At 49.8% G+C, this 15,864-nt stretch carries 28 protein-coding genes; 1 reads left to right on the plus strand and 27 read right to left on the minus strand.

Annotated elements, in window-relative coordinates:
• Positions 1-4: 4 nt before the first annotated feature.
• The 17 genes from rplF to rpsJ all read right to left on the minus strand — a co-directional run bounded on the left by rplF (position 5) and on the right by rpsJ (position 7,668).
• A complete protein-coding gene (gene rplF, locus A31E_RS06615; RefSeq protein ID WP_000091945.1) occupies positions 5-538 on the minus strand; it encodes a 50S ribosomal protein L6 in 534 nt (177 codons plus the stop codon).
• A gap of 12 nt (positions 539-550) precedes the next feature.
• On the minus strand, positions 551-943 hold the full coding sequence (gene rpsH / locus A31E_RS06610) for a 30S ribosomal protein S8 (RefSeq protein ID WP_000062611.1): 393 nt from the start codon (positions 941-943) through the stop codon (positions 551-553).
• Positions 944-976: 33 nt separating this feature from the next.
• On the minus strand, positions 977-1,282 hold the full coding sequence (rpsN, locus tag A31E_RS06605; RefSeq protein WP_001118930.1) for a 30S ribosomal protein S14: 306 nt from the start codon (positions 1,280-1,282) through the stop codon (positions 977-979).
• A 14-nt stretch (positions 1,283-1,296) separates the two neighbouring features.
• Positions 1,297-1,836 (minus strand): 50S ribosomal protein L5, encoded by a 540-nt coding sequence (gene rplE, locus A31E_RS06600; RefSeq protein WP_001096200.1) that lies wholly within the window; start codon positions 1,834-1,836, stop codon positions 1,297-1,299.
• 14 nt (positions 1,837-1,850) lie between these two features.
• Positions 1,851-2,165: a 50S ribosomal protein L24 gene (rplX, locus tag A31E_RS06595; protein WP_000729185.1), complete on the minus strand. Its 315-nt coding sequence runs from the start codon at positions 2,163-2,165 to the stop codon at positions 1,851-1,853.
• A gap of 10 nt (positions 2,166-2,175) precedes the next feature.
• Positions 2,176-2,547 (minus strand): 50S ribosomal protein L14, encoded by a 372-nt coding sequence (rplN, locus tag A31E_RS06590; protein WP_000613955.1) that lies wholly within the window; start codon positions 2,545-2,547, stop codon positions 2,176-2,178.
• Positions 2,548-2,711: 164 nt separating this feature from the next.
• Complete coding sequence (gene rpsQ, locus A31E_RS06585; protein WP_000130100.1) at positions 2,712-2,966, minus strand: 30S ribosomal protein S17; 255 nt, start codon at positions 2,964-2,966, stop codon at positions 2,712-2,714.
• The gene (rpmC, locus tag A31E_RS06580) at positions 2,966-3,157 is read right to left on the minus strand and encodes a 50S ribosomal protein L29 (protein ID WP_000644742.1); all 192 of its coding nucleotides are present in this window, start codon (positions 3,155-3,157) and stop codon (positions 2,966-2,968) included. Before rpmC ends, rpsQ begins: the two co-directional genes overlap by 1 nt.
• The gene (gene rplP, locus A31E_RS06575) at positions 3,157-3,567 is read right to left on the minus strand and encodes a 50S ribosomal protein L16 (protein ID WP_000941212.1); all 411 of its coding nucleotides are present in this window, start codon (positions 3,565-3,567) and stop codon (positions 3,157-3,159) included. Before rplP ends, rpmC begins: the two co-directional genes overlap by 1 nt.
• Before the next feature lie 12 nt (positions 3,568-3,579).
• On the minus strand, positions 3,580-4,281 hold the full coding sequence (gene rpsC, locus A31E_RS06570; protein WP_000529945.1) for a 30S ribosomal protein S3: 702 nt from the start codon (positions 4,279-4,281) through the stop codon (positions 3,580-3,582).
• 17 nt (positions 4,282-4,298) lie between these two features.
• Positions 4,299-4,631, minus strand: a complete 333-nt coding sequence (gene rplV, locus A31E_RS06565) for a 50S ribosomal protein L22 (protein WP_000447529.1) — start codon at positions 4,629-4,631, stop codon at positions 4,299-4,301.
• Positions 4,632-4,645: 14 nt separating this feature from the next.
• Positions 4,646-4,924, minus strand: a complete 279-nt coding sequence (rpsS, locus tag A31E_RS06560) for a 30S ribosomal protein S19 (protein WP_001138117.1) — start codon at positions 4,922-4,924, stop codon at positions 4,646-4,648.
• Between the two features lie 16 nt (positions 4,925-4,940).
• Positions 4,941-5,762: a 50S ribosomal protein L2 gene (rplB, locus tag A31E_RS06555; protein ID WP_000301864.1), complete on the minus strand. Its 822-nt coding sequence runs from the start codon at positions 5,760-5,762 to the stop codon at positions 4,941-4,943.
• A gap of 17 nt (positions 5,763-5,779) precedes the next feature.
• Positions 5,780-6,082 (minus strand): 50S ribosomal protein L23, encoded by a 303-nt coding sequence (gene rplW, locus A31E_RS06550; protein WP_000617544.1) that lies wholly within the window; start codon positions 6,080-6,082, stop codon positions 5,780-5,782.
• Complete coding sequence (rplD, locus tag A31E_RS06545; protein ID WP_000424395.1) at positions 6,079-6,684, minus strand: 50S ribosomal protein L4; 606 nt, start codon at positions 6,682-6,684, stop codon at positions 6,079-6,081. Before rplD ends, rplW begins: the two co-directional genes overlap by 4 nt.
• A 10-nt stretch (positions 6,685-6,694) precedes the next feature.
• Positions 6,695-7,324 carry a 50S ribosomal protein L3 gene (gene rplC / locus A31E_RS06540; RefSeq protein WP_000579833.1) on the minus strand — a complete coding sequence of 210 codons (630 nt, stop codon included), beginning with the start codon at positions 7,322-7,324 and terminating at the stop codon, positions 6,695-6,697.
• Positions 7,325-7,356: 32 nt separating this feature from the next.
• Positions 7,357-7,668 carry a 30S ribosomal protein S10 gene (rpsJ, locus tag A31E_RS06535; RefSeq protein ID WP_001181004.1) on the minus strand — a complete coding sequence of 104 codons (312 nt, stop codon included), beginning with the start codon at positions 7,666-7,668 and terminating at the stop codon, positions 7,357-7,359.
• 378 nt (positions 7,669-8,046) lie between these two features.
• Between rpsJ and A31E_RS06530 the strand changes: the two genes are divergently transcribed.
• Positions 8,047-8,514, plus strand: coding sequence for a prepilin peptidase (locus tag A31E_RS06530; protein ID WP_000340140.1), 468 nt, complete (start codon positions 8,047-8,049; stop codon positions 8,512-8,514).
• Here A31E_RS06530 and bfr read toward each other — a convergent pair.
• The 10 genes from bfr to A31E_RS06480 form a co-directional block, all read right to left on the minus strand.
• Positions 8,511-8,987: a bacterioferritin gene (bfr, locus tag A31E_RS06525; RefSeq protein ID WP_000675514.1), complete on the minus strand. Its 477-nt coding sequence runs from the start codon at positions 8,985-8,987 to the stop codon at positions 8,511-8,513. The two genes, A31E_RS06530 and bfr, sit on opposite strands and share 4 nt — an antisense overlap.
• A gap of 72 nt (positions 8,988-9,059) precedes the next feature.
• Positions 9,060-9,254 carry a bacterioferritin-associated ferredoxin gene (bfd, locus tag A31E_RS06520; RefSeq protein WP_000289090.1) on the minus strand — a complete coding sequence of 65 codons (195 nt, stop codon included), beginning with the start codon at positions 9,252-9,254 and terminating at the stop codon, positions 9,060-9,062.
• A 183-nt stretch (positions 9,255-9,437) separates the two neighbouring features.
• Positions 9,438-10,622 (minus strand): elongation factor Tu, encoded by a 1,185-nt coding sequence (gene tuf, locus A31E_RS06515; protein WP_000031784.1) that lies wholly within the window; start codon positions 10,620-10,622, stop codon positions 9,438-9,440.
• Between the two features lie 70 nt (positions 10,623-10,692).
• Positions 10,693-12,807 carry an elongation factor G gene (fusA, locus tag A31E_RS06510; RefSeq protein ID WP_000124700.1) on the minus strand — a complete coding sequence of 705 codons (2,115 nt, stop codon included), beginning with the start codon at positions 12,805-12,807 and terminating at the stop codon, positions 10,693-10,695.
• A 96-nt stretch (positions 12,808-12,903) separates the two neighbouring features.
• Positions 12,904-13,374, minus strand: a complete 471-nt coding sequence (rpsG, locus tag A31E_RS06505; RefSeq protein ID WP_001138043.1) for a 30S ribosomal protein S7 — start codon at positions 13,372-13,374, stop codon at positions 12,904-12,906.
• 95 nt (positions 13,375-13,469) lie between these two features.
• Complete coding sequence (gene rpsL / locus A31E_RS06500; RefSeq protein WP_000246815.1) at positions 13,470-13,844, minus strand: 30S ribosomal protein S12; 375 nt, start codon at positions 13,842-13,844, stop codon at positions 13,470-13,472.
• Between the two features lie 125 nt (positions 13,845-13,969).
• On the minus strand, positions 13,970-14,257 hold the full coding sequence (gene tusB / locus A31E_RS06495; RefSeq protein ID WP_000903393.1) for a sulfurtransferase complex subunit TusB: 288 nt from the start codon (positions 14,255-14,257) through the stop codon (positions 13,970-13,972).
• A 7-nt stretch (positions 14,258-14,264) separates the two neighbouring features.
• The gene (gene tusC / locus A31E_RS06490; RefSeq protein ID WP_001517204.1) at positions 14,265-14,624 is read right to left on the minus strand and encodes a sulfurtransferase complex subunit TusC; all 360 of its coding nucleotides are present in this window, start codon (positions 14,622-14,624) and stop codon (positions 14,265-14,267) included.
• Positions 14,624-15,010, minus strand: a complete 387-nt coding sequence (tusD, locus tag A31E_RS06485; protein ID WP_016249272.1) for a sulfurtransferase complex subunit TusD — start codon at positions 15,008-15,010, stop codon at positions 14,624-14,626. Before tusD ends, tusC begins: the two co-directional genes overlap by 1 nt.
• A complete protein-coding gene (locus A31E_RS06480) occupies positions 15,010-15,732 on the minus strand; it encodes a helix-turn-helix transcriptional regulator (RefSeq protein ID WP_000091466.1) in 723 nt (240 codons plus the stop codon). Before A31E_RS06480 ends, tusD begins: the two co-directional genes overlap by 1 nt.
• Positions 15,733-15,864 lie beyond the last annotated feature (132 nt).

Below are 15,864 nucleotides of genomic sequence, written 5' to 3' on the forward strand. Positions count from 1 at the left end.
TACCTTACTTCTTCTTAGCCTCTTTGGTACGCACGACTTCGTCGGCGTAACGAACACCCTTGCCTTTATAAGGCTCAGGACGACGGTAGGCGCGCAGATCCGCTGCAACCTGGCCGATCACCTGCTTATCAGCGCCTTTCAGCACGATTTCAGTCTGAGTCGGACATTCAGCAGTGATACCCGCAGGCAGCTGATGGTCAACAGGATGAGAGAAACCCAGAGACAGGTTAATCACATTGCCTTTAACCGCTGCACGATAACCTACACCAACCAGCTGCAGCTTCTTAGTGAAGCCTTCGGTAACACCGATAACCATTGAGTTCAGCAGGGCACGCGCAGTGCCAGCCTGTGCCCAACCGTCTGCGTAACCATCACGCGGACCGAAGGTCAGGGTATTATCTGCATGTTTAACTTCAACAGCATCGTTGAGAGTACGAGTCAGCTCGCCGTTTTTACCTTTGATCGTAATAACCTGACCGTTGATTTTTACATCAACGCCGGCAGGAACAACGACCGGTGCTTTAGCAACACGAGACATTTTTTCCTCCGATTAGGCTACGTAGCAGATAATTTCGCCACCAAGACCAGCCTGGCGCGCTGCACGATCAGTCATAACACCTTTAGAGGTAGAAACAACTGCGATACCCAGACCCGCCATAACTTTCGGCAGCTCATCTTTACGTTTATAGATGCGCAGACCTGGGCGGCTGACACGCTGAATGCTTTCTACAACAGCTTTGCCCTGGAAATACTTAAGAGTCAGTTCCAGTTCAGGCTTGGTGTCGCCTTCAACTTTAAAATCTTCAATAAAACCTTCTTCCTTCAGCACGTTGGCGATTGCCACTTTCAGCTTGGAGGAAGGCATGGTGACCGCAGCTTTGTTCGCGGCCTGACCGTTACGGATACGGGTCAGCATATCCGCGATCGGATCTTGCATGCTCATCTGTCTTTACTCCCGTGATTCAATTGGTGACAATTACCAGCTAGCCTTTTTCAGACCCGGGATTTCACCGCGCATAGCGGCTTCACGGACCTTAATACGGCTCAACCCGAACTTCCGCAGGAAACCATGCGGACGACCTGTTTGACGGCAGCGGTTACGCTGACGAGACGGGCTGGAATCACGCGGCAGAGTCTGCAGCTTGAGAACAGCATTCCAACGATCTTCGTCGGAAGCGTTCACATCAGAGATGATCGCTTTCAGTTCAGCGCGTTTCGCGAAGTATTTATCAGCTAAAGCTACGCGTTTTACTTCGCGTGCTTTCATTGATTGCTTAGCCATTTAGTAACCCTACCTTACTTGCGGAACGGGAAGTCAAAGGCAGCCAGCAGAGCACGGCCTTCTTCGTCAGATTTCGCAGTAGTGGTAATGGTAATATCCAAACCACGAACGCGGTCGACTTTATCGTAGTCGATTTCTGGGAAGATGATCTGCTCACGGACACCCATGCTGTAGTTACCACGACCGTCGAAAGACTTAGCGGACAAGCCACGGAAGTCACGGATACGCGGTACAGCAATAGTGATCAGGCGCTCAAAGAACTCCCACATGCGTTCGCCACGCAGAGTTACTTTACAGCCGATCGGATAGCCCTGACGGATTTTGAAGCCTGCAACAGATTTGCGTGCTTTGGTGATCAGCGGTTTTTGACCGGAGATTGCTGCCAGGTCTGCTGCTGCGTTATCCAGCAGTTTTTTGTCAGCGATCGCTTCACCAACACCCATGTTCAGGGTGATCTTCTCGACCCGAGGGACTTGCATGACAGAATTGTAGTTAAACTCAGTCATGAGTTTTTTAACTACTTCGTCTTTGTAGTAATCATGCAGTTTCGCCATCGTACTACTCCAAATTACTTGATAGTTTCGCTGTTAGACTTGAAGAAACGGACTTTTTTACCGTCTTCGAATCTAAAGCCTACACGGTCAGCCTTGCCGGTTGCCGCATTGAAGATTGCTACGTTGGAAACCTGAATAGCGGCTTCTTTCTCAACGATGCCACCCGGTTGGTTCAGAGCCGGAACTGGCTTCTGGTGTTTCTTAACCAGGTTGATACCTTCAACAATGACCTTGCCGGAAGACAGGACATTCTTAACTTTACCGCGCTTACCTTTATCTTTACCGGTTAACACGATAACTTCGTCATCACGACGGATCTTCGCTGCCATGATTCGCTCCTTAGAGTACTTCTGGTGCCAGAGAGATAATTTTCATGAACTTCTCACTACGAAGCTCACGAGTTACCGGCCCAAAAATACGCGTACCGATAGGCTGCTCGCTGTTGTTGTTCAGAAGAACACAAGCATTACCATCGAAGCGAATGACAGAACCGTCCGGGCGACGAACACCCTTCTTGGTGCGCACCACTACCGCCTTCAGCACATCACCTTTTTTGACCTTACCACGCGGAATTGCTTCTTTGATGGTGATCTTGATGATGTCGCCTACGCCTGCGTAGCGACGGTGCGAGCCACCCAGAACCTTGATACACATTACGCGACGTGCACCGGAGTTGTCGGCGACGTTCAGCATAGTCTGTTCTTGGATCATTTTAGTGCTCCGCTAATGTCAACTACTACTGAGACCCGAAAATCAGGCCGTTAAAAAGCCCCATATCGAGGGCGCGGCATTATAACACCGCTTCAACGATAAGGGTAGAAAAAATAAACGGCTCATCGCTGAGCCGTTTATTCGTATCGAGAAAGTGTACTGTATTACAGAACTGCTTTCTCTACAACGCGAACCAGCGTCCAGGATTTGGTCTTGGACAGCGGACGGCATTCGCGGATTTCAACCACGTCACCGATACCGCATTCGTTGTTCTCGTCATGTACGTGCAGTTTGGTCGTACGCTTGATGAATTTACCGTAGATCGGGTGTTTCACAAAACGTTCGATAGCAACAACAATGGATTTCTCCATTTTGTCGCTAACAACGCGACCTTGCAGAGTACGGATTTTATCGGTCATTACGCACCCGCCTTCTCAGTCAGTAAAGTCTTAACGCGTGCGACATCGCGACGCACTTGCTTCAACAGGTGAGACTGTTGCAGCTGGCCACTTGCAGCCTGCATACGCAGGTTGAACTGCTCACGCAGCAGGTTCAGCAGCTCGGTGTTCAGCTCTTCAACGCTCTTCTCACGCAGCTCTTTTGCTTTCATTACATCACCGTCTTAGTTACAAAGGTGGTTTTAATCGGCAGTTTCGCTGCTGCCAGCTTGAATGCTTCACGGGCCAGCTCTTCCGGAACACCGTCCATTTCATACAGGACTTTACCCGGCTGAATCAAGGCAACCCAATACTCCACGTTACCTTTACCTTTACCCATACGCACTGCCAGCGGCTTTTCAGTGATCGGTTTGTCCGGGAACACACGGATCCAGATCTTACCTTGACGCTTAACTGCACGGGTCATAGCACGACGTGCTGCTTCGATCTGACGTGCAGTCAGACGACCACGGCCAACAGCTTTCAGACCGAAGCTGCCGAAGCTAACATCCGTACCCTGCGCCAGACCGCGGTTACGGCCTTTGTGCATTTTACGGAATTTTGTACGCTTTGGTTGTAACATCAGCGACGCTCCTTATTTACGGCCTTTACGCTGCTGCTTTTTAGGCTGAGCAGCCGGTTTTTCCGGTTGTTCAACAGCAGCCATACCACCCAGGATCTCGCCTTTGAAGATCCACACTTTAACGCCGATTACACCGTAAGTGGTGTGCGCTTCGGAGGTGTTGTAGTCGATGTCAGCACGCAGAGTGTGCAGCGGTACGCGACCTTCGCGGTACCATTCGGTACGTGCGATTTCCGCGCCGCCCAGACGGCCGCTAACTTCAACTTTGATACCTTTAGCGCCCAGACGCATTGCGTTCTGTACAGCACGCTTCATAGCACGACGGAACATAACGCGACGTTCCAGCTGAGAAGTGATGCTGTCAGCAACCAGTTTTGCGTCCAGTTCAGGCTTACGAACTTCGGCGATGTTGATCTGTGCAGGAACGCCAGCGATGTCCGCTACGACCTTACGCAGTTTTTCTACGTCTTCACCTTTCTTACCGATAACGATACCCGGGCGAGCAGTGTGAATGGTTACACGGATGCTCTTAGCCGGACGCTCGATAACGATACGAGATACGGACGCTTTAGCCAGTTCCTTAGTCAGGTACTGACGTACTTTAAAATCGCTGTCCAGGTTGTCAGCGAATTCTTTGGTGTTCGCAAACCAGGTAGAGTTCCATGGTTTTACAATACCCAGGCGAATACCATTAGGATGTACTTTCTGACCCATTGCTAGTCTCCAGAGTCTCAGCGATCGGACACAACCACAGTGATGTGGCTGGTGCGCTTCAGGATGCGATCTGCACGACCTTTTGCACGCGGCATAATGCGCTTCATGCTCGGGCCTTCGTCTACGAAAATTTTCGTAACTTTCAGATCGTCAATGTCAGCGCCATCGTTGTGTTCAGCGTTAGCAATGGCAGATTCCAGAACCTTCTTGACCAGTACAGCCGCTTTCTTGTTGGTGTAGGTCAGAATATCCAGAGCCTGCGACACTTTCTTACCGCGAATCAGGTCAGCAACAAGGCGAACCTTCTGAGCAGAAGAACGAGCATGGCGATGTTTAGCGATAGTTTCCATCTCTTCCTCCTACCTTATTTCTTTTTCGCTTTTTTATCAGCAGCATGGCCGCGATAAGTACGAGTCGGTGCGAATTCACCCAGTTTGTGACCAACCATTTCGTCGGTTACAAATACCGGAACGTGCTGACGACCATTATGGACAGCGATGGTCAAACCGATCATGTTAGGAAAGATCGTTGAACGACGGGACCAAGTGCGCAGGGGCTTCTTGTCTCCGCTTTCCACCGCTTTCTCTACCTTCTTCAGCAAGTGCAGGTCAATAAAAGGACCTTTCTTGAGAGAACGTGGCATGGCTTATCCTCTAAAATTATTTGCTACGGCGACGTACGATAAATTTATCAGTACGCTTGTTGCTGCGGGTCTTCTTACCTTTGGTCTGAACGCCCCACGGAGTTACCGGGTGCTTACCAAAGTTACGACCTTCACCACCACCATGTGGGTGGTCTACCGGGTTCATCGCCGTACCGCGAACGGTAGGACGAACACCACGCCAGCGTGCAGCACCTGCTTTACCCAGAACGCGCAGCATATGCTCAGCATTGCCAACTTCGCCCAGAGTAGCGCGGCAGTCTGCTTCTACTTTACGCATTTCACCAGAACGCAGACGCAGGGTGACATAAGCACCGTCGCGAGCAACGATCTGAACGTAAGTACCAGCGGAACGTGCCAGCTGACCGCCTTTACCTGGTTTCATTTCTACGTTGTGAACAGTAGAACCAACCGGGATGTTGCGCATCGGCAGAGTGTTGCCTGGTTTGATTGCAGCATCAACGCCAGACTGAATCTGGTCGCCAGCTTTCAGGCCTTTAGGGGCCAGGATGTAACGGCGCTCACCGTCTTTGTACAGAACCAGCGCGATGTTCGCGGAACGGTTCGGATCGTACTCAAGACGTTCAACAACTGCCGGAATACCGTCTTTGTTGCGTTTGAAGTCAACAATACGGTAAGCCTGCTTGTGGCCACCACCGATATGACGAGTGGTGATACGGCCATTGTTGTTACGACCACCGGATTTGCTGTTTTTTTCCAGCAACGGAGCAAAAGGTTTGCCCTTGTGCAGCTCAGGGTTAACCACTTTAACAACGTGGCGACGACCCGGAGATGTCGGTTTACATTTAACAACTGCCATTGTATTACTCCTCCGACTTACTCAGCGCCGCCAACGAAGTCCAGGTTCTGGCCTTCTTTCAGGGTGACGTAAGCTTTTTTCCAGTCGCTACGACGACCGATACGCTGTCCGTGACGTTTAACTTTCCCTTTAACAACCAGGGTGTTAACGACTTCGACTTCGACTTCAAACAGTTTCTGCACAGCAGCTTTGATTTCTGCTTTGGTCGCGTCTTTAGCAACTTTGAGCACGATGGTGTTAGATTTTTCCATCGCAGTAGACGCTTTTTCAGAAACGTGCGGTGCACGCAGCACCTTCAGCAGACGTTCTTCACGAATCATGCCAGCATCTCCTCAACTTGCTTAACAGCATCAGCAGTCATTACGACTTTGTCGAAGGCGATCAGGCTAACCGGGTCGATACCAGTTGCATCGCGTACGTCAACCTTGTGCAGGTTGCGCGCAGCCAGGAACAGGTTCTCGTCCAGCTCACCGGTGATGATCAGCACATCTTCCAGAGCCATGTCTTTCAGTTTCTGTGCCAGCAGCTTAGTTTTCGGTGCTTCTACAGAGAACTTCTCGACAACGATCAGACGATCCTGACGTACCAGTTCGGACAGGATGCTTTTCAGCGCGCCGCGGTACATCTTCTTGTTAACTTTTTGACTGTGGTCCTGCGGACGAGCAGCGAAGGTCACGCCACCAGAACGCCAAATCGGGCTCTTGATAGAACCAGAACGCGCACGGCCGGTGCCTTTCTGGCGCCACGGTTTTTTACCGGAACCAGTTACTTCAGCACGAGTCTTCTGAGCACGAGTACCCTGACGAGCACCGGCTGCATAAGCAACAACAACCTGGTGAACCAGCGCTTCGTTGAAATCACGACCGAAGGTAGTTTCGGAAACAGTCAGCGCGCTCTGCGCGTCTTTCAATACTAATTCCATTGCTATCTCCTTACGCCTTCACAGCTGGTTTAACGATCAGGTCGCTACCGGTTGCACCCGGGACAGCACCTTTCACCAGCAGCAGGTTGCGCTCAGCGTCAACGCGTACTACGTCAAGGCTCTGAACGGTTACACGTTCGTTACCCATCTGACCTGCCATTTTCTTGCCTTTGAACACTTTGCCCGGAGTCTGGTTCTGACCGATAGAACCCGGTACGCGGTGAGACAAGGAGTTACCGTGAGTAGCATCCTGGGTACGGAAGTTCCAGCGCTTAACGGTACCTGCGAAACCTTTACCTTTAGAGGTGCCAGTTACGTCAACTTTTTTAACGTCAGCAAACAGTTCAACGCTAATGCTCTGACCTACAGTGAACTCTTCGCCTTCAGCCAGGCGGAATTCCCACAGACCACGGCCAGCTTCTACGCCAGCTTTAGCAAAGTGGCCAGCTTCAGGCTTGGTCACACGGTTAGCTTTTTTAGCACCGGTGGTTACCTGAATAGCACGGTAGCCATCGTTAGCCAGGTCTTTAACCTGAGTAACGCGGTTTGCTTCAACTTCGATTACGGTTACTGGGATAGAAACGCCGTCTTCTGTGAAGATACGGGTCATACCCACTTTTTTACCGACTAAACCAATCATTGTTTCAACCTCTCAATCGCTCAATGACCTGATTAACCCAGGCTGATCTGCACGTCTACACCGGCAGCCAGATCCAGACGCATCAGAGCATCAACGGTTTTCTCGGTTGGCTCAACGATGTCAACCAGACGCAAGTGAGTACGGATTTCGTACTGATCACGCGCGTCTTTGTTGACGTGCGGAGAGATCAGAACAGTGAAGCGCTCTTTGCGTGTCGGCAGCGGGATCGGACCACGGACCTGCGCACCAGTGCGCTTGGCAGTCTCGACGATTTCCGCGGTTGCTTGATCGATCAGACGATGATCAAACGCTTTCAGGCGGATACGGATTCTTTGGTTCTGCATGAGACCAGAGCTCCAATTATTTTATAAACGAAAATGATTACTCCTCAGACCCATTACGATTGATGGGAGAGTGTAACCGTTCTTACGTAGCTCCCCGATTGGGAGCATTGTTAGGTAGCCAAAATCAGCTAACTGAGGTTCAGATTGAACCTGCTGTCAACTACGACAAGCCCGCGCATTATACGTAAATCTGAGCCTGACGCAAGCATCGCGTAGAAATTAATCGTAGTGAGCATATTGCGAACTACATTCCACCAAATATGTAAGGTTGTGAAGAGAGAATTTTTCGCCGGAACCAGGTTAACAAAGTCGGCAATTCTTTGTTGCTGATTATCTGGACTTATTCGAAGGTGATACTCCATTTACAGAGGATGCTTTATGGATGCCACCTTTCCTTTTCTGATTTTATACATTTGTTTATCGTCCCTGCTTTTTTTCTATGATGCAAAACATGGCTTGCTGCCTGACAGGTTTACCTGCCCATTACTCTGGTCCGGGCTTCTTTTTTATCAAATTTGTCACCCTGGCGGTTTAGCCGATGCGTTATGGGGGGCCATTATCGGTTACGGTGCATTCGCCATTATCTACTGGGGTTATCGCATACTGCGCCATAAAGAAGGATTAGGCTATGGCGATGTGAAGTTTCTCGCAGCCCTCGGAGCCTGGCATACATGGGCATTTCTGCCACGGCTGGTTTTTCTTGCTGCGTCATTCGCCTGCGGAGCTGTTGTTATTGGTGTGCTCATGAGGGGAAAAGCATCATTAAAAAACCCGCTGCCTTTCGGACCATTTCTGGCGGCTGCGGGTTTCGTTGTAGGCTGGGATAGTCTGCTGACGGGCAGTTAATCATTAACTTTAATTTGTGATTGCAGGTAATTCTGTAGGCCTATTTTATCAATGAGATCAAGTTCAGTTTCTAGCCAGTCAATATGGCCTTCTTCATCAGCAAGAATTTCGATCATCATATCGCGGCTGACATAGTCACGGACATTGTCGGCGTAGGCGATGGCCTCACGAAGATCCTTTGCCCCTTCCAACTCTAAACGCAGGTCGGACTGCAGCATCTCTTCGACATCTTCACCTATTCCCAGCTTACCCAGATCCTGTAAATTGGGGATTCCTTCTAAGAATAAAATACGCTCGATATATTTATCAGCGTGTTTCATCTCATCGATGGATTCATGGTATTCGACGTCATTAAGGCGCATCAGGCCCCAGTTTTTAAACATCCGGGCATGAAGAAAATACTGATTGATTGCGACAAGCTCATTTCCCAATAGTTTATTGAGATAATTTATGATTTTAACATCACCTTTCATTTTATAGTCCCTCCGCTTCCACTATTAGAGCGTAGATGGGGCTAGCGGGATGTCAAAAAATAAGCGCGGGCTTCAGGCAATCTCTTTAAATTCGGGCATCTGCATCAACTCATCCTGCATCACTTCGCGTGCGGCGCGAATGCACTTACCACATTGATTTCCCACAGGAATAAACTTACGTAATTGTTGAAAAGACTGAGGATGAAATTGACGTACCGCCTGACGAATTTTTTTGTCACTTACACCATTACACAAACAAACGTACATGATTACTCCCGTTCAAATTCTGCGCAAAGTGTAAATGAGAATAGTTATGATTACAATAGCACAATTTTATTTGCACCACGGTACAGCGAGCAAGAATTACGACTAAATATTTCCAGAATAAATTACGGACAGCAAAAAGGGCGCCGAAGCGCCCTTTTCAATTCAAAACTAATTAACGAGTAATTAGCTCAGAACTTTAGCTACAACGCCCGCGCCGACAGTACGGCCGCCTTCACGGATTGCGAAACGCAGACCGTCGTCCATCGCGATCGGGTGGATCAGGGTAACAACCATTTTGATGTTGTCGCCCGGCATTACCATCTCTACGCCTTCCGGCAGTTCGATAGTACCAGTCACGTCAGTAGTACGGAAGTAGAACTGCGGACGGTAGCCTTTGAAGAACGGAGTATGACGGCCGCCTTCATCTTTGGACAGAATGTACACTTCAGATTCGAACTTGGTGTGCGGCTTGATGGTGCCCGGCTTAGCCAGTACCTGACCACGTTCGATTTCTTCACGTTTGATACCACGCAGCAGAACACCTACGTTCTCACCAGCACGGCCTTCGTCCAGCAGTTTGCGGAACATTTCAACGCCAGTACAGGTAGACTTCTGAGTCTCTTTGATACCAACGATTTCAACTTCTTCGCCAACTTTGATGATACCGCGTTCCACACGACCGGTAACAACAGTACCACGACCGGAGATGGAGAATACGTCTTCGATCGGCAGCAGGAACGGCTTGTCAATCGCACGCTCTGGTTCCGGAATGTAAGAATCCAGGAAGCCAGCCAGTTCCAGGATTTTCGCTTCCCACTCTGCGTCGCCTTCCAGCGCTTTCAGTGCAGAACCACGAACGATCGGAGTGTCGTCGCCCGGGAAGTCGTACTGAGACAGAAGTTCACGAACTTCCATTTCAACCAGTTCCAGCAGCTCTTCGTCATCAACCATGTCGCATTTGTTCAGGAACACGATGATGTACGGAACGCCTACCTGACGACCCAGCAGGATGTGCTCACGGGTTTGCGGCATCGGGCCGTCAGTCGCAGCAACAACCAGGATCGCGCCATCCATCTGAGCAGCACCAGTGATCATGTTTTTAACATAGTCGGCGTGCCCCGGGCAGTCTACGTGTGCGTAGTGACGGGTCGGGGTGTCGTATTCAACGTGAGAAGTGTTGATGGTGATACCACGAGCTTTTTCTTCCGGCGCGTTATCGATCTGGTCGAATGCACGAGCAGCACCGCCGTAGGTTTTAGCCAGTACGGTGGTGATTGCAGCGGTCAGAGTAGTTTTACCGTGGTCAACGTGGCCAATAGTACCAACGTTAACGTGCGGTTTTGTACGTTCAAATTTTTCTTTAGACACGGCTATATTCCTTACTATAGTGCTCTCCCCTTCAGGAGAGAGCACGGGACTTTGGTATTAACCCTGAGGCTTATTTACCACGGGCTTCAATTACGGCCTGAGCAACGTTACTCGGCGCTTCATCATACTTCAGGAATTCCATAGTGTATGATGCGCGACCTTTGGTCAGAGAGCGCAGCTGAGTTGCATATCCGAACATTTCAGACAGCGGTACTTCAGCGTGGATCTTAACGCCAGTAACTTCAGATTCCTGACCTTTGAGCATACCACGACGACGGCTCAAGTCACCGATAACGTCACCGGTGTTCTCTTCAGGAGTTTCTACTTCAACCTTCATGATCGGCTCAAGCAGAACTGGTTTCGCTTTCTTAAAGCCTTCTTTAAAGGCGATAGAAGCAGCCAGTTTAAACGCCAGTTCAGAGGAGTCAACGTCATGGTAAGAACCGAAGTGCAGACGAATACCCATGTCTACTACTGGGTAGCCTGCCAGCGGGCCAGCTTTCAGTTGTTCCTGGATACCTTTATCAACGGCCGGGATGTATTCGCCAGGGATTACACCACCTTTAATGTCGTTGATGAACTCGTAGCCTTTCGGGTTTGAACCCGGCTCCAGCGGGTACATGTCGATAACAACATGACCATACTGACCACGACCACCAGACTGTTTCGCGTGTTTACCTTCAACATCGGTAACTTTCTGGCGGATAGTTTCACGGTAAGCAACCTGCGGTTTACCTACGTTCGCTTCAACGTTGAATTCACGTTTCATACGGTCAACGATGATGTCGAGGTGCAGCTCACCCATACCCGCGATGATGGTCTGGTTAGATTCTTCGTCAGTCCATACACGGAAAGACGGGTCTTCTTTAGCCAGACGGCCCAGAGCCAGACCCATTTTTTCCTGGTCAGCTTTGGTTTTCGGTTCTACTGCGATGGAGATTACCGGCTCAGGGAATTCCATACGTTCCAGAATGATCGGCGCATCCGGGTCACACAGGGTGTCACCAGTGGTTACGTCTTTCAGACCGATTGCAGCAGCGATGTCGCCCGCGCGAACTTCTTTGATCTCTTCACGTTTGTTAGCATGCATCTGAACGATACGGCCGAAACGCTCACGTGCAGCTTTCACGGAGTTCAGTACGGTATCACCAGAGTTAACCACACCGGAGTACACACGGAAGAAGGTCAGGTTACCAACAAACGGGTCGGTAGCAATTTTGAACGCCAGTGCAGAGAACGGCTCGTCATCACTTGCGTGACGTTCAGCCGGAGTGTCTTTACCGTCGTCCAGGATACCGTTGATCGCAGGTACGTCAACCGGGGATGGCAGGTAATCAATTACCGCATCCAGCATCGCCTGAACACCTTTGTTCTTGAACGCAGAACCACAGGTTACCAGGATGATTTCGTTGTTCAGAACGCGCTGACGCAGAGCACCTTTGATTTCTGCTTCAGTCAGTTCTTCACCACCCAGGTATTTTTCCATCAGCTCTTCAGAAGCTTCAGCCGCGGATTCGATCAGGTTCTGGTGCCATTCGTTAGCCAGTTCAACCATGTCTGCCGGGATATCTTCGTATTCGAAGGTTACGCCCTGGTCAGCATCGTTCCAGTTGATAGCTTTCATTTTCACCAGGTCAACAACACCGGTGAAATGTTCTTCAGCACCAATCGCCAACTGCAGCGGAACCGGGTTCGCGCCCAGACGGGTTTTGATCTGGTTAACAACTTTCAGGAAGTTCGCACCCATGCGGTCCATTTTGTTAACGAACGCAATGCGCGGAACTTTATATTTGTTTGCCTGACGCCATACGGTTTCAGACTGCGGCTGAACACCACCAACTGCGCAGTAAACCATTACCGCACCATCGAGAACACGCATGGAACGTTCTACTTCGATTGTGAAGTCAACGTGCCCCGGGGTGTCGATGATGTTGATGCGATGCGGCTCATACTGCTTAGCCATACCAGACCAGAATGCAGTAGTCGCAGCGGAAGTGATGGTAATACCACGTTCCTGCTCCTGCTCCATCCAGTCCATGGTTGCAGCGCCGTCATGAACTTCACCGATTTTATGGTTTACACCGGTGTAGAACAGAATACGTTCGGTAGTAGTGGTTTTACCGGCGTCGATGTGCGCACTGATACCGATGTTACGGTAGCGTGCGATGGGTGTTGTACGAGCCATTTGTTTCCTCGTTTATCTTTTAGGCGTTCAATTTAAGTAGCCCAAAGCGGGCTGCTTACTGGAAGCGCCCGCCTGGTGACTAAAACTCCGAAGGGATTACCAACGGTAGTGTGCGAACGCCTTGTTGGCTTCGGCCATACGGTGAACGTCTTCACGTTTCTTAACTGCAGTGCCTTTGTTTTCTGCAGCATCGGAAAGTTCGTTCGCCAGGCGCAGAGCCATGGATTTATCACCGCGTTTACGAGCAGCTTCAACGATCCAACGCATTGCCAGAGCATTACGACGAACCGGACGGACTTCAACTGGGACCTGATAAGTAGAACCACCAACGCGGCGAGACTTAACTTCGACAGTCGGGCGCACGTTTTCGAGAGCTACTTCGAATGCTTCCAGTTCAGATTTACCAGAACGCTGAGCCAGGGTCTCCAGCGCGCTGTATACGATAGATTCAGCAGTAGATTTTTTACCATCTACCATCAGGATATTTACAAATTTAGCCAGCAGTTCTGATCCGAACTTCGGATCTGGCAGAATTTTACGCTGACCAATGACGCGACGACGTGGCATGGAAATACTCCGTTGTTAATTCAGGATTGTCCAAAACTCTACGAGTTTAGTTTGACATTAATTTAAAACGTTTGGCCTTACTTAACGGAGAACCATTAAGCCTTAGGACGCTTCACGCCATACTTGGAACGAGCCTGCTTACGGTCTTTAACGCCGGAGCAGTCAAGCGCACCACGTACGGTGTGGTAACGAACACCCGGGAGGTCTTTAACACGACCGCCACGGATCAGGATCACGGAGTGTTCCTGCAAGTTGTGACCTTCACCACCGATGTAGGAAGTCACTTCGAAACCGTTAGTCAGACGAACACGGCATACTTTACGCAGTGCGGAGTTCGGTTTTTTAGGAGTGGTAGTATATACACGAGTACATACGCCACGTTTTTGCGGGCATGCTTCCAGCGCAGGCACGTTGCTTTTCGCAACTTTGCGAGCACGTGGTTTGCGTACCAGCTGGTTAACTGTTGCCATTAAATAGCTCCTGGTTTTAGCTTTTGCTTCGTAAACACGTAATAAAACGTCCTCACACAATATGAGGACGCCGAATTTTAGGGCGGTGTCGAAAAGGTGTCAAGAAATATACAACGATCCCGCCGTCACCAGGCCATCTGACTGGTGTGCTTAACCGTAAGTCTGACGAAATCAGTATAGTCAATTCGGATGATATCGTTCGAAATTTGACCACTCAAACCGCGAGCAATGAGGTCTTCGTTCAGGGCATAGACCTTAATGGGGGCATTACGTAGACTTTCAAGGTAGCGGTTACCGTCAACTGCGGCAGTTACGCCATCCTGCAATAACAGCAGTTCGTCGCCCTCACCGAGCAGACGCAGCAGTGCAGAAAAATCCGTCAACCAGGGGGAGCGATGTAATGTGTGCAGCATGGACGCCTCAAAATCTTAAAATAACATCATAATTGCCAAGCTCACGACGTAATGTTTCAGCTTCGAGCGGCGTGGCTTCCACGACCAATGGTGTCTCCGGATTTAACCCGCGTTCACGTAGTGAAGCCGCACAAACCCAACACTGTTCAATGTCGTAAAGCCCCAGCAGTTTAAAGGTAGCGATGTAATCACGCGCCAGCACTACATCGGGCTTTTGGCCTGGCAGAATTTGAAAAACACCATCGGCAATAAAGAAAACTGCAATATCGTCAGTTAATGCGGAGGTTGCGAGTAATGCATCTAATCCTTCACGGCCAGCCGCTGTGCCGTGGGGTGCAGTAGAAAAGACAAACGCAATTCGTTTCATCAGAACTGTACCACCCTGTCGCAGGTCAGCGAGGCTTCCGCCAGAGCGCCAAGGCCACTTAAGGTAAAGCCCGGCTGGAGATTAGCTGATGCCAGACCTAATCTTCCAGCCTCGGTTTCATCGACAATACCGCGACGTAATGCTGCCGCCACACAGATATTCAGCATCACGCCGTGTTGTGTATTCAATTGCTGCCAGCCGCGCACAAGGTCAAATTCATCACTCGCGGGAGAGGTCAACTGGTTGGCGTTGTAGACACCTTCCCGGTAGAAAAAGACGCAACTCAGCTCATGACCTTCGGCTATCAGCGCCTGCGCAAACTGAAAAGCACTACTCGCCTGTTGCGTACCGTATGCTGGCCCGGTTACCACGATGGCAAAACGCATTACTTATCTTGCCCCTGGAAATCACCGCTCTTGAACTGACGGATATAGAGATAGACAGTATGTTTGGAGATATTCAGACGGTCAGCCACCTGGTTGATCGCGTCTTTGATGTCGAAGATGCCTTTCTCGTAAAGATTCAGCACGATCTGGCGATTTTTGGCGTTATTAGAAACATTGCGATCGGCGTTCACTTCTTCAATGGTGAACTCCAGCGTTTGGGTAACCAGATCTTCAACAGAAGAGGCAAAGTTGACGCTTGAACCGACATCCGGGGTTTCTGGCGGCACAAAAGTGCTCATAATCTGCGAGAAAGGAACATCAAGATTCATATTGATACATAGCAGACCAATCACTCGCTGTTCGCGGTTACGAATGGCGATTGTCAGGGACTTCATTAATACTCCGCTTTTGGCGCGAGTAAAGTAGCATTTAGAAACGCTGCTATCCGCCCCCGTCATATCGTGCAGCATACGCAGCGCCAGATCGGTAATTGGCGAACCAATCTTCCGGCCTGTATGTTCACCGTTGGCAATACGAATGGCTGAACATTTTAAATCCTGCAAAGAGTGCAAAACGATTTCACAGTGGGAGCCAATGAGCATCGCTAACCCGTCCACCACCGCTTCGTAGGATTTCAGAATATCAAAATCGGTCTGGTCGAAAGGACGTTGATCCAGTAAATCCAACTCACTGGTTTCGTTGGTTAAAAGCGACCTGGACATGAAAAAAAACACTCCTTTTCAGGAGCCTGTCGTTAACTTTTCAGGGCAGGCTCATTAATGATGCGGGTAATTAAATTAATACAGCGGAGGTTCCGCTTTCCAGCACTAATTATATCCGGCCTGCAATAAAAA

It is taken from the genome of Escherichia sp. KTE159 (assembly GCF_000408805.1).
In the GTDB taxonomy this organism is placed as follows: Bacteria; Pseudomonadota; Gammaproteobacteria; order Enterobacterales; family Enterobacteriaceae; genus Escherichia; species Escherichia marmotae.

What these genes read in the sequence shown, in the direction of transcription:
- rplF (WP_000091945.1), bottom strand. Translation starts at nt 538, where the DNA reads ATGTCTCGTGTTGCTAAAGCACCGGTCGTTGTTCCTGCCGGCGTTGAT.
- rpsH (WP_000062611.1), bottom strand. Translation starts at nt 943, where the DNA reads ATGAGCATGCAAGATCCGATCGCGGATATGCTGACCCGTATCCGTAAC.
- rpsN (WP_001118930.1), bottom strand. Translation starts at nt 1,282, where the DNA reads ATGGCTAAGCAATCAATGAAAGCACGCGAAGTAAAACGCGTAGCTTTA.
- rplE (WP_001096200.1), bottom strand. Translation starts at nt 1,836, where the DNA reads ATGGCGAAACTGCATGATTACTACAAAGACGAAGTAGTTAAAAAACTC.
- rplX (WP_000729185.1), bottom strand. Translation starts at nt 2,165, where the DNA reads ATGGCAGCGAAGATCCGTCGTGATGACGAAGTTATCGTGTTAACCGGT.
- rplN (WP_000613955.1), bottom strand. Translation starts at nt 2,547, where the DNA reads ATGATCCAAGAACAGACTATGCTGAACGTCGCCGACAACTCCGGTGCA.
- rpsQ (WP_000130100.1), bottom strand. Translation starts at nt 2,966, where the DNA reads ATGACCGATAAAATCCGTACTCTGCAAGGTCGCGTTGTTAGCGACAAA.
- rpmC (WP_000644742.1), bottom strand. Translation starts at nt 3,157, where the DNA reads ATGAAAGCAAAAGAGCTGCGTGAGAAGAGCGTTGAAGAGCTGAACACC.
- rplP (WP_000941212.1), bottom strand. Translation starts at nt 3,567, where the DNA reads ATGTTACAACCAAAGCGTACAAAATTCCGTAAAATGCACAAAGGCCGT.
- rpsC (WP_000529945.1), bottom strand. Translation starts at nt 4,281, where the DNA reads ATGGGTCAGAAAGTACATCCTAATGGTATTCGCCTGGGTATTGTAAAA.
- rplV (WP_000447529.1), bottom strand. Translation starts at nt 4,631, where the DNA reads ATGGAAACTATCGCTAAACATCGCCATGCTCGTTCTTCTGCTCAGAAG.
- rpsS (WP_001138117.1), bottom strand. Translation starts at nt 4,924, where the DNA reads ATGCCACGTTCTCTCAAGAAAGGTCCTTTTATTGACCTGCACTTGCTG.
- rplB (WP_000301864.1), bottom strand. Translation starts at nt 5,762, where the DNA reads ATGGCAGTTGTTAAATGTAAACCGACATCTCCGGGTCGTCGCCACGTT.
- rplW (WP_000617544.1), bottom strand. Translation starts at nt 6,082, where the DNA reads ATGATTCGTGAAGAACGTCTGCTGAAGGTGCTGCGTGCACCGCACGTT.
- rplD (WP_000424395.1), bottom strand. Translation starts at nt 6,684, where the DNA reads ATGGAATTAGTATTGAAAGACGCGCAGAGCGCGCTGACTGTTTCCGAA.
- rplC (WP_000579833.1), bottom strand. Translation starts at nt 7,324, where the DNA reads ATGATTGGTTTAGTCGGTAAAAAAGTGGGTATGACCCGTATCTTCACA.
- rpsJ (WP_001181004.1), bottom strand. Translation starts at nt 7,668, where the DNA reads ATGCAGAACCAAAGAATCCGTATCCGCCTGAAAGCGTTTGATCATCGT.
- A31E_RS06530 (WP_000340140.1), top strand. Translation starts at nt 8,047, where the DNA reads ATGGATGCCACCTTTCCTTTTCTGATTTTATACATTTGTTTATCGTCC.
- bfr (WP_000675514.1), bottom strand. Translation starts at nt 8,987, where the DNA reads ATGAAAGGTGATGTTAAAATCATAAATTATCTCAATAAACTATTGGGA.
- bfd (WP_000289090.1), bottom strand. Translation starts at nt 9,254, where the DNA reads ATGTACGTTTGTTTGTGTAATGGTGTAAGTGACAAAAAAATTCGTCAG.
- fusA (WP_000124700.1), bottom strand. Translation starts at nt 12,807, where the DNA reads ATGGCTCGTACAACACCCATCGCACGCTACCGTAACATCGGTATCAGT.
- rpsG (WP_001138043.1), bottom strand. Translation starts at nt 13,374, where the DNA reads ATGCCACGTCGTCGCGTCATTGGTCAGCGTAAAATTCTGCCAGATCCG.
- rpsL (WP_000246815.1), bottom strand. Translation starts at nt 13,844, where the DNA reads ATGGCAACAGTTAACCAGCTGGTACGCAAACCACGTGCTCGCAAAGTT.
- tusB (WP_000903393.1), bottom strand. Translation starts at nt 14,257, where the DNA reads ATGCTGCACACATTACATCGCTCCCCCTGGTTGACGGATTTTTCTGCA.
- tusC (WP_001517204.1), bottom strand. Translation starts at nt 14,624, where the DNA reads ATGAAACGAATTGCGTTTGTCTTTTCTACTGCACCCCACGGCACAGCG.
- tusD (WP_016249272.1), bottom strand. Translation starts at nt 15,010, where the DNA reads ATGCGTTTTGCCATCGTGGTAACCGGGCCAGCATACGGTACGCAACAG.
- A31E_RS06480 (WP_000091466.1), bottom strand. Translation starts at nt 15,732, where the DNA reads ATGTCCAGGTCGCTTTTAACCAACGAAACCAGTGAGTTGGATTTACTG.